Below are 16,875 nucleotides of genomic sequence, written 5' to 3' on the forward strand. Positions count from 1 at the left end.
CGCTACATATGCGGTCTCTAGTTATCATTTTCAATCGTTAATGTTGCTAAGTTGTTGCTATAAGTCGGTCATTCTTAGTCGGGGCTGTGGGAGAGCCACTAAGAAAACACAAGTTATATTCTACTATAAAGATTAGGCATGCGCAAGCGATTTTGGACGGTTTTGCGCGATTTCCAATCTTTTAACCGTTGCTAGCCTTGCGATTGATCCGAAAGGCCGGCATCCAGCTCCGAATAATACACGTCCCACAGCATCAAGCCTTGAGCGATCGCCGTCGGGCCGGCCTTCGAGCGGTCTCGCGCCTCAAGAATGGCCGGCATGTCTCCAGGCGCAACGGCTCCGATTCCTACTTTGATCAACGTTCCTACGATAATGCGTACCATGTTGTACAAGAATCCGCTGCCGGTCACGTAAATATGCAGGAAAGGCCCGTCCTGCTCGATGTAGGCTTCATAGATCGTCCGGACGTGATTTTTTTTCGTCGAATGGGCAGAGGTAAACGACGTATAATCATGCGTCCCGATCAAATGGGCAATCGCTTCCCGCATGGCGGCAACGTTTAACGGCCGGTAATGATGATAACGGTACTGCCTTCCGAACACGTCGGGAAACTTGCCCGTGTCGATGGTGTATCGGTACGTTTTTCGTTTGGCCGATCGTCTGGCATGAAAGCTTTCCGGCACTTCTACTGCGTCCAGAATGACGATATCGTCAGGCAAACGAGAATTCAGCGCTAGCGGCCAGCGTTCGATCGGAATCGCGGAAGCGGTAAGGAAGTTGAACATTTGCGCTTTGGCGTGGACGCCCGCATCGGTTCTTCCCGAACCGATAATGTTCAGCTCTTCGCCTGTCAACATACGGATCGCTTTCTCGATGTGATCCTGTATCGTATTCCCGTCGGGCTGCGATTGAAAGCCGTTATACCTTGAGCCGTCATAGCTCACTTTCATGCATATATTGCGCATGTCATCCCATTCCCTTTAAAAAGGATTTCCCAACCCCCTAAATCCCCCTTGTCGTAAGGAGGACCCCAAGGGGCGCAGCCCCTCTGGACACCCCGAAAGGGATCGCAACTGCCACGTACAACGTGCATAGACACCTTGCTGCGGCAAGCCGCTTGTCGTCCCTTCGGAACACGCTCTACGTAGGAGCCCCAAACACAAGGGCAAGTAGGCAGCTCCGCGCCGCAGAGCTTCAGAGAAAACAGATACGAGAGTCAAAACCATGACTCTCGTAACCTACTGCCTCTCCCCGCCCTTGGAGAGCGCCTTGGGTTGGCACGGGAGCTGCGGCGAGCGAAGGTTAGGCGGATGCGGGTTAGCAGAGTGCGGCATATGGGGTTCAGAGTTTACGTCCGGCCTTTAAATTCGTGTTATAACCATAGAATAAATTGAGAAGAACACGAAATTAACAGCAGGCTGAACCGCATATGCCAACACGTAGCTATCACCACAATTCCGCACGAACCAAGACGCGAGCCAACAAGCAGCCGGGCCAATTAAAAAAGGTGGCCTCTAAGGGCCACCCTTTCTCAATTACGCGCGGTCAACCAGTTCCAGATATACCATTGGCGCAGAGTCGCCACGGCGGGGTCCCAGCTTCAAAATCCGCGTGTATCCGCCCGCACGTTCCGAGTAACGGGTGGCCAGCTCGGAGAACAGCTTTTGAATCGCGTCTTGCTCTCCGTCTACGCTTTCGCGACGAACGTAAGCAGCTACTTGACGACGAGCAGCGAGGTCGCCTTTCTTCGCTTTCGTGATCAGCTTCTCAGCGATCGAACGAACTTCTTTCGCTTTTGCTTCCGTCGTTTCAATGCGTTCATAAAGGAACAGGTCAGTAACGAGGTCGCGGAACAATGCTTTCCGCGCACTTGCGTCACGGCCGAGTTTAGAGTATGCCATTTCTTTTTCCCCTCCCTTGCCTAATTCTAACTTGCAAGCGGCCTATTCTTCCTGCCGTAGGCCAAGACCAAGCTCTTCGAGCTTCTCTTGCACTTCCTCGAGCGATTTGCGGCCGAGGTTGCGGACCTTCATCATGTCCTCTTCGGATTTCGTAATAAGCTCCTGCACAGTGTTGATGCCTGCACGTTTCAAACAGTTGTAAGAACGTACGGAAAGATCCAGCTCCTCGATCGTCATCTCGAGAACCTTCTCTTTCTTATCTTCTTCCTTCTCAACCATAATTTCCGCGTCTTTGGCTTCATCGGTCAATCCAACGAACAGGTCCAAATGCTCGGTCAAAATTTTAGCGCCGAGGCTAACCGCTTCTTCAGGGCGGATGCTGCCATCCGTCCATACTTCAAGCGTCAGCTTGTCGTAGTTGGTCACTTGGCCAACGCGTGTGTTCTCTACGCTATAGTTGACACGTGTAATTGGCGTGTAAATCGAATCAATAGGAATAACCCCAATCGGTTGATCTTCCTTCTTGTTGCGGTCCGCTTGCACGTACCCGCGACCACGATTGGCGAATACTCTCATATGGAGCCGCGCGCCGGAGGCCAAGGTTGCGATGTGAAGATCTGGGCTTAAAATCTCGACATCGCTGTCGGCTCGAATATCGCCCGCCGTTACGTTCCCTTCGCCTTCCGCGTCAATTTCCAGCACCTTTTCTTCATCGGAATGGATTTTAAGCGACAGGCCTTTCAGGTTAAGAATGATCTCCGTGACGTCTTCGATCACTCCCGGAACCGTAGAGAATTCGTGCAGCACGCCGTCGATTTGAACCGATGTGACTGCCGCGCCCGGCAGAGACGACAACAGAATTCGGCGAAGCGAGTTTCCAAGCGTCGTGCCATATCCGCGCTCCAAAGGTTCAACGACGAAACGTCCGTAAGTGCCTTCCTCGTTCAATTCTACGGTTTCGATTTTCGGCTTTTCGATCTCAATCACTAATAGTACCCTCCTTCAAACGTCGCTCCCGTTACAATACCGTATTCTAGTCAAACCTTGTAGTATGCCAAACCTTCACAACCATTATTCACAAGTTGCTGTATTTTGATACCACAGTGAGCTAGGTTATACGCGACGACGTTTCGGCGGACGGCATCCGTTGTGAGGAATAGGCGTTACGTCTTTAATCAGGTTAACTTCCAGGCCTGCGGCTTGCAGCGAGCGGATAGCCGCTTCGCGGCCTGCGCCAGGACCTTTAACCATAACTTCAACAGCCTTCATGCCGTGTTCCATTGCCGCTTTAGCTGCAGATTCCGCAGCCATTTGAGCGGCGAACGGCGTGCTCTTGCGGGAACCTTTGAAACCGAGGTTACCGGAGCTTGCCCAAGAAATCGCATTGCCGTGCGGATCCGTAATCGTAACGATCGTGTTGTTGAACGTCGAACGGATGTGAGCGACGCCCGATTCGATATTTTTACGGTCGCGGCGTTTCGTGCGGACGACTTTTTTAGGTTTAGCCATGATCCATTATCCTCCTTTCTTATTTCTTCTTGTTCGCTACAGTCCGACGAGGACCTTTACGGGTACGCGCATTCGTTTTCGTACGTTGTCCGCGAACCGGCAGACCGCGACGATGGCGAACACCGCGATAGCAGCCGATCTCGATCAGACGTTTGATGTTCAGGGAAATTTCGCGGCGCAGATCGCCTTCCACTTTAACGGTTTTGTCGATCGTATCGCGCAGGCGGCTTACTTCGTCTTCCGTCAGATCGCGAACACGGGTGTCTGGATTGATGCCAGTCGTGCTCAGGATTTTTTGGGAAGTCGTTTTGCCGATCCCGAAAATGTACGTCAGGGCGATTTCGACGCGCTTGTCGCGCGGCAAGTCAACACCAGCTATACGTGCCATATATGGTTTACCTCCTTATCCTTGTTTTTGTTTGTGTTTCGGATTTTCACAAATCACCATAACATTGCCTTTGCGGCGAATGACTTTGCATTTCTCGCAAATCGGCTTAACCGAAGGTCTTACCTTCATTGTGATTACCTCCCGAATCTTATCGGAGCAGACGGAAAGGCCTACTTCCGATAGGTGATGCGCCCTCTTGATAAATCATAAGGCGATAACTGTACGACCACTTTGTCTCCAGTCAGAATGCGGATAAAGTGCATTCTGAGCTTACCGGAAACGTGTGCGAGGATCTGATGACCGTTCTCCAGTTCCACCTTGAACATGGCATTCGGCAATGGCTCTAGCACCGTGCCTTCGACCTCAATGACGTCTTCTTTAGCCACAGTCAATCTCCTTTCGCATACGCAAACTTCTGAATGGCATAACGCAACTTGGCATTGGTTACCCGGCCTGTTTCGTTCATGCTGTTTACAACTTCGCTGCTGACGGCCTCTTGCAACTCGAGATGCAGAACGTTCTTTTTCTTCGGATGATCGAAGCGGCGTTTGTCGCCGTCCGCGATCCAGACGAACCGGTCATCCTCTATGCGGATGACGACGGCCAAGCTGCCTTCTTCCTTGCCCCGAAGCACTTTGACGATTTGACCGATTTGCGGTTGGATCCCCATATCAATCTACACCGCCTGAGGCATCGCCGTCAAAATTTCAAAGCCGTTCGCCGTCACAGCTACCGTGTGCTCGAAATGAGCGCACCAGGAACCGTCCTCCGTGACGACCGTCCAATTGTCTTCCAGCGTGCGGACGTACCGCTCGCCGATATTGACCATCGGTTCGATGCAAAGAACCATACCCGGCTTAAGCCGTGGTCCGCGATCTGGCAATCCGTAGTTCGGAATTTCCGGAGCCTCGTGAAGGTCCCTGCCGATTCCATGTCCTACAAACTCCCTTACAACCGAGAAACCCGCCGCCTCCACGACACGCTGAACCTCATGCGATACGGTAGACAAGCGAACATCCGGACGGATGAGCGCCACTGCCGCATAGAGCGATTGCTCCGTTACTTCCAGCAGCCGTCTGACCTCGGCGGATACGTCGCCAACCGGATACGTCCATGCGGAATCTCCGTGGTAGCCTTCGTATTCGGCGCCGATATCGATACTGATAATATCGCCTTCATTCAGCTTGCGCGGTCCGGGAAAACCATGAACCAGCTCATTGTTTACAGAAGCGCATATGCTGGCAGGAAAACCATTGTAACCTTTGAAGGATGGAACGGCGCCTTGGCTGCGAATGTACGCTTCGGCAATTTCGTCAAGTTCTCCCGTCGTAATGCCGGGCTTGACGGCCTCTGCCATTAAACGGTGCGCACCTGCAACGATTCGGCCGGCTTCCCTCATATGTCGCAGCTCCGATTCGGATTTGCAAACGATCATTACAATGAACCTCGCAAGTAGGATTCGATATCGGCGGTAACCGCATCGATTTCCTTCTCGCCGTCGACTTCGCGCAGAAGACCTTTCTCGCCGTAGTAGCTCAAAAGCGGCGCCGTCTTGGAGATGTACTCGTCCAGACGCGTTCCGACCTTCTCTTCCGTATCGTCCGAGCGTTGGTACAACTCGCCTCCGCACTTGTCGCATACGCCTTCTTGCTTCGGCGGGTTAAACAACACATGGTAGGTCGATCCGCACGCTTTGCAAATGCGTCTGCCCGTCAGACGGGCAAGCAGCAAGCCGCGATCTACTTTCAGGTTAATGACATGGTCGATGCTGCGGCCGAGTTCCTTCAGCATGCCGTCAAGCGCTTCGGCCTGCTGCAGCGTGCGAGGAAAACCGTCGAGCAAGAAACCTTTCTTGCAATCATCCTGTTCAAGGCGTTCCTTCACAATGCCGTTCGTGATCTCATCGGGAACGAGCAGCCCTTGGTCGACATACTCCTTCGCTTTAAGACCGAGCGGTGTTCCTTGCTTCATCGCAAGGCGGAATGCGTCACCAGTGGAAATGTGCGGCACGCCGAAATTTTCGACGATACGCTCAGCTTGCGTTCCTTTACCGGCTCCCGGAGGACCCATGAATAAAATGTTCATTGGCATGTTCCTCGCTTTAAGCACAATAGGCTCGGGCGGGCCCCGTTAGCACCTTAAGACGAACGGAAACCCGAACAGAACCTATTGTTATTTATTGATAAACCCTTTGTAATGGCGTTTGATCAATTGGCTCTCGATTTGCTTCATCGTATCGAGCGCGACGCCGACGATGATCAGCAGCGACGTTCCGCCCAGCTGCACCGTCCGCGGCAACCCGGCAACCGCTCCGAAAAAGACCGGAAGAACCGAGATAACGGCCAAGAACAATGCGCCTGCAAGCGTAATGCGCGACATCACACGCGTCAGGTAAGTCGAAGTCGGTTTGCCCGGACGGATGCCCGGAATATAACCGCCGTTCTTCTTCATATTGTCAGCCATTTGTACAGGATTGATTTGGACAAAGGTATAGAAGAAGGTGAAGCCGATAATCAACAGCACGTACAGCACCATGCCAAGCGGCTGGTCGTAATACAGGTTGTTGATAATCCAGTTTGCCCACGTCTTGCCTGCCCAAAACTGCGCGATCGTAATCGGGAACATAAGCAGCGACACCGCGAAAATGACCGGGATAACGCCTGCGCCGTTCACTTTCATCGGAATGTGCGTCGATTGGCCGCCGTACATCTTCCGTCCGACTACGCGTTTGGCGTATTGAACCGGAATTTTCCGAATGCCTTGCTGTACGAAGATAACGCCGACGATGATGAGAATGACCGCAATGACGATCAGCACCATCTTGCCGATGTTCCAGAACAGCTGATCTTCCTTCCCGACAAACTGATCCTGGTAGAGCGTACGAATATGACCAGGCAAGCTAGCCGTGATACCGGCAAAGATCAGGATCGAGATCCCGTTGCCGACACCGCGCTCCGTAATTTGTTCGCCGAGCCACATCATGAAGGCAACGCCTGCCGTCAAGATGATGGCGATGACCAAATAGTCTACGAAGTTAGCGCCAGGAACCATTTCATAGTTATACTGACGGTTGAACCCGATCGCCGTAGCAAAACCTTGAATCAGACCAAGTATAACCGTGCCATATCGCGTAATTTGCGCGAGCTTGCGTTTTCCGTTCTCGCCTTCCTTCGCCCATTCCGCAAGTCTCGGAATAACATCCATCGACAACAGCTGAACGATAATCGACGATGTGATGTACGGCGTAATGCCGAGCGCTAGAATGGAGAACTGGAACAACGCGCCGCCTGAAAACGTGTTGAGCAAGCCGAACAAATCCGCTCCAGCTTGGTCAACTTGCTTAAATACGTCTGTTTCTACGCCCGGTACCGGAATAAAGGAACCGATGCGGTATATCAGAAGAATGAAAAGTGTGAAGAGGATCCGATTGCGCAAATCCTCCACTTTCCAAATGTTGGACACGGTTTTGAACAATTAGATCACCTCGGTTTTACCGCCGGCAGCCTGGATTTTCTCTACCGCAGATTGAGAGAACTTATTTGCTTTAACAGTAAGCTGTACGTTGATTTCGCCATTGCCCAAAATCTTGATACCGTCCAAGCCGTTCTTCACAATGCCTTGCTCAAACAGAACCTCTGGCGTAACTTCCGTGCCTGCTGCAAAGTTGTTAAGATCTTCAACGTTAACTACGGCATATTCCTTGCGGAATGGGTTGTTGAAGCCGCGTTTAGGCAGACGACGGTACAAAGGATTTTGACCGCCTTCGAAGCCTGGACGCACACCACCGCCGGAACGAGCGTTTTGACCTTTGTGACCGCGTCCTGCCGTTTTGCCGTTACCGGAACCGATACCGCGACCTACACGGTTGCGTTTCTTCTTGGAACCCGGTGCTGGAGCGAGCTCATGCAATTTCATCGTTCGTGCACCTCCTTAATGATTTCTGTTCGATCTATGCTTAAACCTCTTCGACTTTAACCATATGGTTAACTGCGTTAATCATGCCGCGGATGGCCGGGCTGTCTTCATGAACAACCGTTTGACGAATTTTGCTCAGACCGAGCGATTTTACCGTCGCACGTTGCTTTTCGCTACGACCAATCAAACTGCGGACGAGGGTGATTTGCAATTTTGCCATCGTATACCCCTCCTTAACCTAAAAGCTCTTCGACGGTTTTTCCACGCAGCTTGGCAACGTCTTCCGCGCGTTTCAGACGGGAGAGACCTTCCAGCGTCGCGTTTACCATGTTCATGGAATTGGAAGAACCAAGCGATTTCGTCAAAATGTCGCCTACGCCGGCAAGCTCAAGCACTGCGCGAACAGGGCCGCCAGCGATAACGCCGGTACCTTCGGAAGCCGGCTTCAGCAGTACTTCGCCTGCGCCGAAATGTCCGAGGACTTGGTGTGGAATAGTCGTTCCAACGAGAGGAACTTGAATCATGTTTTTCTTCGCGTCTTCGATACCTTTGCGAATCGCATCAGGTACTTCGCCCGCTTTGCCGATCCCTGCGCCGACGTGGCCTTTGCCGTCGCCGACAACTACAAGCGCGCTAAAGCTGAAACGGCGTCCGCCTTTAACAACTTTCGCAACGCGGTTGATATGAACAACTTTTTCAGTCAGTTCTCCTAACGTGTTCGGATCAATACGCAAGTCATTTAACCTCCCTTTTCGTAAAATGGATTAGAATTCGAGGCCAGCTTCGCGAGCTGCGTCAGCAAGCGCCTGAATTCTGCCGTGGTACAGGTAACCGCTGCGGTCGAATACAACCTGGGTTACGCCTTTTGCTTTTGCGCGTTCAGCAACGAGTGCGCCGACTTTGCGAGCCGATTCCACGTTGCCGCCGTTTCCGATTTGACCGGCAAGCTCCTTGTCAACCGTAGAAGCGGCTGCGATCGTTACGCCTTGAACGTCGTCGATCAATTGCGCGTAAATATGTTTGGAAGAACGGAATACGGACAAGCGAGGACGCGCAGCCGTTCCTGTGATTTTTTTACGAACACGAAGGTGTCTTTTCAGACGAGCCTTGTTTTTATCGCCTTTCGTAATCACGCGGACAACTCCTTTCCTGAGTAGATTATGCCGCAAGATTAAGCAGCCCGATCAAGCTGCTTATTTCTTCTTACCGGCTTTACCTTCCTTGCGGATAATACGTTCGCCTTCGTACTTGATGCCTTTGCCTTTGTATGGCTCAGGTTCGCGTACGGAACGGATTTTAGCAGCTGTAGCGCCGACAAGCTCTTTGTCGATGCCTTTTACGATGATTTTCGTAACTGCCGGAACTTCGAACTCGATACCTTTATCGGGAACAATCTCCACTGGATGCGAGTATCCGACGTTAAGAACAACCTTGTCGCCGGACTTGTTGGCACGGTAACCTACGCCGACCAGCTCCAGGCTCTTGGAGTAACCTTCGGTTACGCCGTTCACCATGTTCGCGATGACGCTGCGGGTTGTACCATGCAGGGAGCGATGCAATTTATTATCGGACGGACGTTCAACGACGATCGCGTCGGCTTCGATATTCACCTTCATGTCTTTGTGAATTTCGCGCGACAGCGAGCCTTTAGGTCCTTTTACTGTAATTACTCCGTTTTCCAAGCTTACGTTAACGCCGTTAGGCACTTGGATCGGTTTGCGACCAATACGGGACATTGTTACACCTCCAATCGTTGTGACTTGTTATTACCAAACGTAGCAGACGACTTCGCCGCCGGATTTGAGTTGACGTGCTTCTTTATCGGTCATAATCCCTTTCGACGTGGAAATGATCGCAATACCAAGACCACCCAGTACGCGAGGGATTTCGTTCGATTTCGTGTAAACGCGAAGACCTGGTTTCGAAATACGTTTCAAACCGGTAATAACGCGCTCTTGGTTCGGGCCGTATTTCAGGAAAATACGGATAATCCCTTGTTTGTTGTCCTCGATAAATTCAGCATCGCGGATAAAGCCTTCACGCTTCAAAATGTCAGCGATTTGCTTCTTCACTTTCGAAGCCGGCATTTCAACCGTTTCATGCCGAACGACATTCGCATTGCGGATGCGTGTCAACATATCTGCAATCGGATCAGACATCACCATTCTTGTTAACCTCCTTCCCGAACTAAGCTAATTACCAGCTTGCTTTTTTGACGCCAGGGATCTGGCCTTTATATGCTAATTCACGGAAACAAATCCGGCAAATTTTAAACTTTTGCAAAACAGAGTGCGGACGGCCACAACGTTCACAACGCGTATACGCGCGGACTTTGAATTTCGGTGTACGTTGTTGCTTAACTTTCATCGAAGTTTTTGCCACTGGGTATTACACCTCCCTATTAGTGGATTACTTCGCAAACGGCATGCCCAGTTGGGTCAGCAGTTCACGAGCCTCTTCGTCCGTTTTTGCCGTCGTGACGATGACGACGTCCATACCGCGTACTTTATCGACCTTGTCGTATTCGATCTCCGGGAAGATCAATTGCTCTTTCAAGCCAAGCGTATAGTTGCCGCGACCGTCGAACGCTTTCGTGGATACGCCGCGGAAGTCGCGAACGCGTGGAAGCGAGACGTTGAACAGCTTGTCGAGGAAGTAGTACATGCGCTCGCCGCGCAGCGTTACTTTAACCCCGATCGGCATGTTTTCGCGGAGCTTGAAGCCGGCGATCGACTTCTTCGCGCGAGTTACGACCGGTTTTTGACCGGAAATGAGACGGAGATCTTCAACAGCAGCATCGAGTACTTTGGAGTTGGAAACCGCTTCGCCCATACCCATGTTGATTACTACTTTTTCAATCTTCGGCACTTGCATTACTGTCGTATAGTTGAACTTCTGCATCAGAGCAGGAGTAATTTCATTCAGGTAACGATCCTTCAATCTTGCAGCCATGTTTCGTTTACCTCCTTTCTACCGTTGCAATTAGTCGATAACTTCGCCGGAACGTTTTGCGTACCGGACTTTTTTGCCGTTGTCGAGCACTTTGTAACCGATGCGGGTTACTTTGCCGCTCTTAGGGTCGATGTGCATCACGTTCGAAGCATGAATCGGAGCTTCTTGCTCAATGATGCCGCCTTGCGGGTTGTTTTGCGAAGGACGGGTATGCTTCTTCACCATGTTCACGCCTTCGACCAGGACGCGGTTTTCGCGCGGGTACGCTTCGATAACGCGGCCTTTTTTACCTTTATCCTTGCCGGAAATCACGATAACCGTATCGTCTTTTTTGACGTGCAGCTTGTGATTGTAAGACTCAAGCACTTTTTTCAGCTTTGGCATTTGTTACACCTCCTGCTATATAGCTTTCAGGCCACTTTTGGGGTGCCTTATTAGATAACTTCCGGTGCAAGCGATACGATCTTCATGAAATCTTTATCGCGAAGCTCACGGGCAACCGGTCCGAAGATACGAGTGCCGCGAGGGCTCTTGTCTTCTTTTACAACTACAGCCGCGTTCTCGTCGAATGCGATGTAGGAACCGTCTTTACGGCGTACGGCACGCTTCGTGCGCACGATAACCGCTTTAACCACGTCGCCTTTTTTGACAACGCCCCCTGGCGTTGCTTGTTTGACGGAGCATACGATCAGATCGCCGATATGACCTACGCGACGTCCGGTACCGCCAAGCACGCGAATGCACATCAGTTCTTTAGCGCCGGAGTTGTCGGCAACTGCCAAACGTGTAAATGGTTGAATCATCTGAATGTCCTCCTTTCAGACCATGTTAAACGATCTTCCGACTTATTAAAGAATAACCGCAGACTCCACGATCTCTACGAGTCTGAAGCGTTTGTCTTTGGAAAGCGGACGAGTCTCCATGATTTTTACAACGTCGCCGATTTTCGCTTGGTTGTTTTCGTCATGAGCTTTAAATTTTTTCGTATATTTGATGCGCTTATGGTACAGATCATGCTTTTTGTAAGTTTCTACAGCCACCACGATCGTTTTGTCCATTTTATCGCTAACGACTTTGCCAATTTGGACTTTACGTGCATTGCGTTCGCTCATCTTCTTCCTCCTTCCTGAAGGCTATGAACCAATCAACGACAGGACTTATTAGCTGCTGATTCCGAGTTCTCTTTCACGCAGGACGGTCTTAGCACGAGCTATTTCCTTCCGCACGTCACGAATCCGGGTTGGGTTATCCAATTGGCCGGTAGCCAGTTGGAAACGCAGGTTGAAAAGCTCTTCTTTAAAACCGGCGACTTTTTGTTCAATCTCAGCAGTGGTCAGGTTGCGAAATTCACTAGCTTTCATTTGCTTCACCACCCACTTCTTCGCGTTTCACGAACTTCGTTTTGATAGGCAGTTTGTGGGATGCAAGACGCATAGCCTCACGAGCAATCTCTTCGGATACGCCGGACAGTTCGAACAGGATTTTACCTGGTTTTACAACTGCAACCCACTTCTCTACGTTACCTTTACCGCTACCCATCCGGACCTCAAGAGGCTTTTGGGTGATCGGCTTATCAGGGAAAATTTTGATCCAAACTTTACCACCACGTCTGATGTAACGGGTCATCGCGATACGAGCGGACTCGATCTGACGGTTTGTGATCCATGATGGCTCAAGAGCTTGGAGGCCGTATTCGCCGAAAGCGACTTCCGTGCCGCCTTTCGCGCGGCCTCTCATATTACCGCGTTGTTGTTTGCGGTGTTTGACACGTTTAGGTACCAACATGATTTAGTTGCCTCCTTCCTGGGGAGCTTTCTTCTTCGTAGGAAGGACTTCGCCGCGATAGATCCATACTTTTACGCCGATGCGGCCGTAAGTCGTATGCGCTTCTGCAGTTCCGTAGTCGATGTCGGCACGGAGCGTATGAAGCGGAACCGTTCCTTCGCTGTATCCTTCCGTACGAGCAATTTCAGCACCGCCGAGACGACCGCTTACCGAGGTCTTGATCCCTTTAGCGCCTGCACGCATGGAACGTTGAATAGCTTGCTTAAGTGCACGACGGAAAGAAACGCGGCGCTCAAGCTGTTGTGCGATACTTTCAGCTACGAGAATAGCGTCCATATCGGCTTGTTTGATTTCTGCAATGTTGATGTGGACCTTTTTGCCCTTCGTAATTTTGCCGAGCTCATTGCGAAGGTTTTCCACTTCGGAACCGCCTTTACCGATTACCATACCCGGCTTAGCCGTGTTAATCGTAACGTTCACGCGGTTAGCTGCACGCTCGATTTCGATGCGCGATACAGCTGCGTCTTTCAGTTTATTTTTCAGGTACTCGCGGATTTTCACGTCTTCGAGAAGAAGATCGCCGAAATCTTTGTCTGCGTACCATTTCGATTCCCAGTCACGGATGATCCCGATACGGAGACCGACCGGATTTACCTTTTGACCCACACGTTATCCCTCCTTATTTTTCAGATACCACCAAAGTGATGTGGCTGGTTCTTTTGTTGATACGGCTTGCACGTCCCATAGCGCGTGGACGGAAACGTTTCATGGTAGGACCTTGATTCACGTAAGCTTGAGATACGACCAGCTTGTTCACGTCCAGTTGGTAGTTATGCTCAGCGTTCGCGATAGCCGAATTCAGCAGCTTTTCCACGATAGGAGAAGCGGATTTTGGCGTATGACGCAGAATTGCAATCGCCTCGCCGACTTGCTTGCCGCGGATAAGATCCACAACGAGCTGCGCTTTACGAGGAGCAATACGTACGAAATTAGCATGCGCTTTTGCTTCTGGCATGGATGAACCTCCTCTCATAACTTAAAGATCTAAAGGGCAAATTAACGTCTGCCCGTCTTTTTGTCGTCGTCGTGGCCTTTGTACGTACGAGTTGGCGCGAATTCGCCAAGCTTGTGGCCGACCATATCTTCCGTTACATAAACCGGCACATGCTTGCGACCGTCGTACACGCCAAACGTGTGACCTACGAATTGCGGGAAAATGGTCGAACGGCGGGACCAAGTCTTAATAACAGCTTTTTTGTTCGAAGCGTTCATGTCCTCGACTTTTTTCAGCAGGTAGCCGTCAATAAACGGACCTTTCTTCAAACTGCGACCCATTTGTTGTCCTCCCTTCTCGTAAAGCTCGCGCGAGCCGATGTTCACGCGGCTTTGATCAAGCGGCTATTATTTCGTGCGGCGACGAATAATGTATTGGCTCGATGCTTTTTTCTTCTTGCGCGTTTTGTAACCAAGGGTTGGTTTGCCCCATGGAGACATAGGCGACTTGCGTCCGATTGGAGCGCGGCCTTCACCACCACCGTGCGGGTGATCGTTCGGGTTCATGACAACGCCGCGAACTTCAGGACGTTTGCCAAGCCAACGGGAACGGCCGGCTTTACCGATTTTAACGAGCTCGTGGTCTTCGTTGCCAACGGAGCCGATCGTAGCGCGGCAAGTGTTCAGGATGCGGCGGGTTTCGCCGGAAGTAAGACGAACGATGGCATAGCCTTCTTCTTTACCCAGCAATTGAGCTTCCGTACCGGCTGCGCGAACCAATTGGCCGCCTTTGCCCGGTTTCAGCTCGATGTTGTGGATAACCGTACCGACCGGAATGTTAACCAGCGGAAGGGCGTTGCCCACTTTGATGTCGGCTTCAGGGCCGGACATGATTTGATCGCCAACTTTCAAGCCTTTAGGCGCGATGATGTAAGCTTTCTCACCGTCAACATAATGAATCAAAGCAATGTTGGATGTGCGGTTCGGATCGTATTCGATCGTTGCCACTTTACCAGGTATGCCGTCCTTCGTACGCTTGAAGTCGATGATGCGGTATTTACGCTTGTGTCCGCCGCCTTGGTGACGAACCGTAATTTTACCTTGGTTGTTGCGACCCGCTTTGTTATAAAGAGGGGCAAGCAACGATTTCTCCGGCGTGCTTGTCGTGATCTCTTCGAAAGTCGAGACGGACATTGCACGGCGGGCCGGAGATGTCGGTTTGTACTTCTTAATTGGCACTTCGATTCCCTCCTTCTTTATACCGTTTCAAAGAACTCGAGTTCTTTGCTGTCGTCGCTCAATTGAACGATTGCTTTCTTCCATTCGGAAGTATATCCGCTGTAACGGCCGTAGCGCTTCAGCTTGCCAGGAACGCGCATCGTGTTGACGCTCGCTACCTTCACTTTGAAAATTTCTTCTACAGCTGCTTTGATTTCGGTTTTAGTCGCGCGAAGATCAACTTCGAAAGCGTAACGTTTGTTCGCCATGAAATCGCTCGTGCGTTCCGTAATAACCGGGCGCTTGATAATATCGCGTGGATTTTTCATTACGCAAGCACCTCCTGTACTTTCTCTACTGCTTCTTTCGTGATAATGAGCTTATCGTGAACCAAAACATCCAGAACATTAATGCCGTCAGCAGCGACAAATTTCACTCCCGGAATGTTGCGGGCCGAAAGAGCCACATTATCTTCGTAAGCTGCCGTCACGACAAGAGCCTTGCGGGCAACCTTCAGGTTGTTCAGGATAGCCGCGAATTCTTTCGTTTTCGGAGCTGCCATCGTCAGTTGGTCGAGAACGATAATATCGTTGCCTGCCACCTTCGACGAAAGCGCGGATTTGATCGCCAGACGGCGAACTTTCTTAGGAAGTTTGAAGCCGTACGAGCGAGGAGTCGGACCGAATACGGTACCGCCGCCTACCCATTGCGGCGAACGGATGCTGCCTTGACGAGCGCGGCCCGTGCCTTTTTGTTTCCAAGGTTTACGGCCGCCGCCGCGAACTTCGGAGCGTCCTTTTACTTTGTGGGTTCCGAAACGTTCGGAAGCCTGCTGCAGTACTACAGCGCTGTGCATAACATGAACGTTGGGCTGAATGCCGAACACGCTGTCGGAAAGCTCCAGCTCGCCAACTTGCGATCCGCTCACGTTGTATACAGTAACTTTAGGCATTTGTTGTTCCTCCTTTCTTCAAGAGCAATTAGTTCTTAACCGTTTGTTTGATTTTTACATAACCGTTCTTCGGTCCAGGAATCGAACCTTTAACGAGCAATACGTTGCGTTCTGCGTCCACTTTGACGATTTCGAGCTTTTGGATCGTAACCGTCTCGTGACCCATGTGGCCCGGAAGGTGTTTGCCTTTAGGCACGCGGTTCGCTTGAATCGAACCCATGGAACCAGGACCGCGATGGTAGCGGGAACCGTGGCTCATAGGACCCGTGCTTTGTCCCCAACGCTTGATAACGCCGGCAAAGCCTTTACCTTTGGAGATCCCCGTTACGTCAACGAATTCGCCTTCCGCGAACAGGTCAGCCTTCACTTCCTGGCCAACTTCATATTCGCCCAAGTTAATGCCGCGAATTTCACGAACGTAGCGCTTAGGAGCAGTGTTAGCCTTCTTGGCATGGCCGATTTCAGGCTTGTTTGCATTTTTTTCTTTCTTATCGGAGAAACCAAGTTGTACAGCGTCGTAGCCGTCGTTCTCTTGGTCCTTCTTCTGAAGCACGACGCAAGGACCAGCCTCGATAACCGTTACAGGAACGACATTACCTTCGGCGGTGAACACTTGGGTCATACCCAGCTTTTTACCTAAGATACCTTTCATGTTGACACCTCATTTCCCTTCTAATATCAAATATGCTTATTACAGTTTAATCTCGATATCTACACCGGATGGCAGGTCCAGACGCATCAGCGCATCAACCGTTTGCGGCGTCGGATTAACAATGTCGATCAAGCGTTTGTGAGTACGCATCTCGAATTGTTCACGGGAATCCTTGTACTTGTGAACCGCACGCAAAATAGTGATGATTTGCTTTTCCGTAGGAAGCGGAATCGGCCCGGATACGCCAGCACCGGAACGTTTTGCAGTTTCCACGATTTTCTCTGCGGACTGGTCAAGAATTCTATGATCGTATGCTTTCAAGCGAATACGAATCTTTTGCTTTGCCATATAAGTCCCTCCTTTTATCGCCCAATTTAGTATCGGACATACTCCGCGGGAAAACCCGTCACACAACCCATGGCAAAGGGGCCGGGTGTGTCGGCAACCTCTCGCATCATCGCAACGTCACAGACCAACAGTCAATATTATACCGAAAGCTATAGGCAATTGCAAGGAAATTTTAATTGTTTTTCCGCTTGCAGCCAAGCTTTCGTTCCGCATCTATATTAATGAAGAAACGCGATATATCCCGCCGGCATGACATGCGCTT

32 protein-coding genes are annotated in these 16,875 nt (G+C 50.9%); all 32 read right to left on the minus strand.

Annotation, left to right across the window (positions count from 1 at the left end):
* Window positions 1-191: 191 nt before the first annotated feature.
* Window positions 192-965: a tRNA pseudouridine(38-40) synthase TruA gene (gene truA / locus ACFSW5_RS19655; protein ID WP_379276827.1), complete on the minus strand. Its 774-nt coding sequence runs from the start codon at window positions 963-965 to the stop codon at window positions 192-194.
* A 570-nt stretch (window positions 966-1,535) separates the two neighbouring features.
* Entirely contained in the window at window positions 1,536-1,901 is a 366-nt protein-coding gene (gene rplQ / locus ACFSW5_RS19660) for a 50S ribosomal protein L17 (RefSeq protein ID WP_379276829.1), read from the minus strand.
* Between the two features lie 42 nt (window positions 1,902-1,943).
* A complete protein-coding gene (locus ACFSW5_RS19665; RefSeq protein ID WP_379276832.1) occupies window positions 1,944-2,888 on the minus strand; it encodes a DNA-directed RNA polymerase subunit alpha in 945 nt (314 codons plus the stop codon).
* A gap of 126 nt (window positions 2,889-3,014) precedes the next feature.
* Window positions 3,015-3,410, minus strand: a complete 396-nt coding sequence (gene rpsK, locus ACFSW5_RS19670; protein ID WP_379276835.1) for a 30S ribosomal protein S11 — start codon at window positions 3,408-3,410, stop codon at window positions 3,015-3,017.
* A 19-nt stretch (window positions 3,411-3,429) separates the two neighbouring features.
* Window positions 3,430-3,798 (minus strand): 30S ribosomal protein S13, encoded by a 369-nt coding sequence (gene rpsM / locus ACFSW5_RS19675; RefSeq protein ID WP_379276838.1) that lies wholly within the window; start codon window positions 3,796-3,798, stop codon window positions 3,430-3,432.
* 15 nt (window positions 3,799-3,813) lie between these two features.
* Window positions 3,814-3,927: a 50S ribosomal protein L36 gene (gene rpmJ, locus ACFSW5_RS19680; RefSeq protein WP_003333770.1), complete on the minus strand. Its 114-nt coding sequence runs from the start codon at window positions 3,925-3,927 to the stop codon at window positions 3,814-3,816.
* Between the two features lie 41 nt (window positions 3,928-3,968).
* A complete protein-coding gene (gene infA, locus ACFSW5_RS19685) occupies window positions 3,969-4,184 on the minus strand; it encodes a translation initiation factor IF-1 (protein WP_129443108.1) in 216 nt (71 codons plus the stop codon).
* A 2-nt stretch (window positions 4,185-4,186) separates the two neighbouring features.
* The gene (locus ACFSW5_RS19690; RefSeq protein ID WP_379276841.1) at window positions 4,187-4,468 is read right to left on the minus strand and encodes a KOW motif-containing protein; all 282 of its coding nucleotides are present in this window, start codon (window positions 4,466-4,468) and stop codon (window positions 4,187-4,189) included.
* A gap of 6 nt (window positions 4,469-4,474) precedes the next feature.
* A complete protein-coding gene (gene map, locus ACFSW5_RS19695) occupies window positions 4,475-5,233 on the minus strand; it encodes a type I methionyl aminopeptidase (RefSeq protein WP_379276843.1) in 759 nt (252 codons plus the stop codon).
* On the minus strand, window positions 5,233-5,883 hold the full coding sequence (locus ACFSW5_RS19700; RefSeq protein ID WP_379276845.1) for an adenylate kinase: 651 nt from the start codon (window positions 5,881-5,883) through the stop codon (window positions 5,233-5,235). The genes map and ACFSW5_RS19700 overlap by 1 nt, the downstream gene beginning before the upstream one ends.
* An 87-nt stretch (window positions 5,884-5,970) precedes the next feature.
* Window positions 5,971-7,272, minus strand: a complete 1,302-nt coding sequence (gene secY / locus ACFSW5_RS19705) for a preprotein translocase subunit SecY (RefSeq protein WP_379276847.1) — start codon at window positions 7,270-7,272, stop codon at window positions 5,971-5,973.
* Window positions 7,273-7,713, minus strand: a complete 441-nt coding sequence (rplO, locus tag ACFSW5_RS19710; protein ID WP_379276849.1) for a 50S ribosomal protein L15 — start codon at window positions 7,711-7,713, stop codon at window positions 7,273-7,275. It abuts the gene before it with no gap.
* A 40-nt stretch (window positions 7,714-7,753) separates the two neighbouring features.
* Entirely contained in the window at window positions 7,754-7,933 is a 180-nt protein-coding gene (gene rpmD, locus ACFSW5_RS19715) for a 50S ribosomal protein L30 (RefSeq protein WP_379276853.1), read from the minus strand.
* Window positions 7,934-7,946: 13 nt separating this feature from the next.
* A complete protein-coding gene (gene rpsE, locus ACFSW5_RS19720) occupies window positions 7,947-8,447 on the minus strand; it encodes a 30S ribosomal protein S5 (protein ID WP_379276855.1) in 501 nt (166 codons plus the stop codon).
* A 30-nt stretch (window positions 8,448-8,477) separates the two neighbouring features.
* Entirely contained in the window at window positions 8,478-8,846 is a 369-nt protein-coding gene (gene rplR / locus ACFSW5_RS19725) for a 50S ribosomal protein L18 (protein ID WP_379276857.1), read from the minus strand.
* Window positions 8,847-8,906: 60 nt separating this feature from the next.
* Window positions 8,907-9,449, minus strand: a complete 543-nt coding sequence (gene rplF, locus ACFSW5_RS19730) for a 50S ribosomal protein L6 (RefSeq protein ID WP_379276859.1) — start codon at window positions 9,447-9,449, stop codon at window positions 8,907-8,909.
* 30 nt (window positions 9,450-9,479) lie between these two features.
* On the minus strand, window positions 9,480-9,878 hold the full coding sequence (rpsH, locus tag ACFSW5_RS19735; RefSeq protein ID WP_379276861.1) for a 30S ribosomal protein S8: 399 nt from the start codon (window positions 9,876-9,878) through the stop codon (window positions 9,480-9,482).
* A 31-nt stretch (window positions 9,879-9,909) separates the two neighbouring features.
* On the minus strand, window positions 9,910-10,095 hold the full coding sequence (locus tag ACFSW5_RS19740) for a type Z 30S ribosomal protein S14 (protein WP_013312154.1): 186 nt from the start codon (window positions 10,093-10,095) through the stop codon (window positions 9,910-9,912).
* Between the two features lie 27 nt (window positions 10,096-10,122).
* Window positions 10,123-10,665: a 50S ribosomal protein L5 gene (gene rplE, locus ACFSW5_RS19745; protein WP_379276865.1), complete on the minus strand. Its 543-nt coding sequence runs from the start codon at window positions 10,663-10,665 to the stop codon at window positions 10,123-10,125.
* A gap of 30 nt (window positions 10,666-10,695) precedes the next feature.
* Window positions 10,696-11,049 carry a 50S ribosomal protein L24 gene (gene rplX, locus ACFSW5_RS19750; protein ID WP_379276868.1) on the minus strand — a complete coding sequence of 118 codons (354 nt, stop codon included), beginning with the start codon at window positions 11,047-11,049 and terminating at the stop codon, window positions 10,696-10,698.
* 50 nt (window positions 11,050-11,099) lie between these two features.
* Window positions 11,100-11,468 (minus strand): 50S ribosomal protein L14, encoded by a 369-nt coding sequence (gene rplN, locus ACFSW5_RS19755; RefSeq protein ID WP_379276871.1) that lies wholly within the window; start codon window positions 11,466-11,468, stop codon window positions 11,100-11,102.
* Between the two features lie 45 nt (window positions 11,469-11,513).
* Window positions 11,514-11,777 carry a 30S ribosomal protein S17 gene (gene rpsQ / locus ACFSW5_RS19760; RefSeq protein ID WP_379276874.1) on the minus strand — a complete coding sequence of 88 codons (264 nt, stop codon included), beginning with the start codon at window positions 11,775-11,777 and terminating at the stop codon, window positions 11,514-11,516.
* A 48-nt stretch (window positions 11,778-11,825) separates the two neighbouring features.
* A complete protein-coding gene (gene rpmC, locus ACFSW5_RS19765) occupies window positions 11,826-12,026 on the minus strand; it encodes a 50S ribosomal protein L29 (RefSeq protein WP_379276876.1) in 201 nt (66 codons plus the stop codon).
* Window positions 12,016-12,450: a 50S ribosomal protein L16 gene (rplP, locus tag ACFSW5_RS19770; RefSeq protein ID WP_379276878.1), complete on the minus strand. Its 435-nt coding sequence runs from the start codon at window positions 12,448-12,450 to the stop codon at window positions 12,016-12,018. Before rplP ends, rpmC begins: the two co-directional genes overlap by 11 nt.
* 3 nt (window positions 12,451-12,453) lie before the next feature.
* Window positions 12,454-13,116 (minus strand): 30S ribosomal protein S3, encoded by a 663-nt coding sequence (gene rpsC, locus ACFSW5_RS19775; protein WP_379276881.1) that lies wholly within the window; start codon window positions 13,114-13,116, stop codon window positions 12,454-12,456.
* Between the two features lie 13 nt (window positions 13,117-13,129).
* Window positions 13,130-13,465, minus strand: a complete 336-nt coding sequence (rplV, locus tag ACFSW5_RS19780; RefSeq protein WP_379276885.1) for a 50S ribosomal protein L22 — start codon at window positions 13,463-13,465, stop codon at window positions 13,130-13,132.
* A gap of 41 nt (window positions 13,466-13,506) precedes the next feature.
* Window positions 13,507-13,785: a 30S ribosomal protein S19 gene (rpsS, locus tag ACFSW5_RS19785; protein WP_379276888.1), complete on the minus strand. Its 279-nt coding sequence runs from the start codon at window positions 13,783-13,785 to the stop codon at window positions 13,507-13,509.
* 66 nt (window positions 13,786-13,851) lie between these two features.
* Entirely contained in the window at window positions 13,852-14,682 is an 831-nt protein-coding gene (gene rplB / locus ACFSW5_RS19790; RefSeq protein ID WP_379276890.1) for a 50S ribosomal protein L2, read from the minus strand.
* A 17-nt stretch (window positions 14,683-14,699) separates the two neighbouring features.
* Window positions 14,700-14,990 carry a 50S ribosomal protein L23 gene (rplW, locus tag ACFSW5_RS19795; protein ID WP_379276892.1) on the minus strand — a complete coding sequence of 97 codons (291 nt, stop codon included), beginning with the start codon at window positions 14,988-14,990 and terminating at the stop codon, window positions 14,700-14,702.
* Window positions 14,990-15,613: a 50S ribosomal protein L4 gene (gene rplD / locus ACFSW5_RS19800; protein WP_379276895.1), complete on the minus strand. Its 624-nt coding sequence runs from the start codon at window positions 15,611-15,613 to the stop codon at window positions 14,990-14,992. Before rplD ends, rplW begins: the two co-directional genes overlap by 1 nt.
* Window positions 15,614-15,641: 28 nt before the next feature.
* Window positions 15,642-16,265, minus strand: a complete 624-nt coding sequence (gene rplC, locus ACFSW5_RS19805) for a 50S ribosomal protein L3 (RefSeq protein WP_379276897.1) — start codon at window positions 16,263-16,265, stop codon at window positions 15,642-15,644.
* Between the two features lie 39 nt (window positions 16,266-16,304).
* A complete protein-coding gene (rpsJ, locus tag ACFSW5_RS19810; RefSeq protein ID WP_005544556.1) occupies window positions 16,305-16,613 on the minus strand; it encodes a 30S ribosomal protein S10 in 309 nt (102 codons plus the stop codon).
* Between the last annotated feature and the right edge of the window lie 262 nt (window positions 16,614-16,875).

Source organism: Paenibacillus thailandensis (assembly GCF_042685365.1).
In the GTDB taxonomy this organism is placed as follows: Bacteria; Bacillota; Bacilli; order Paenibacillales; family Paenibacillaceae; genus Paenibacillus_AP; species Paenibacillus_AP thailandensis.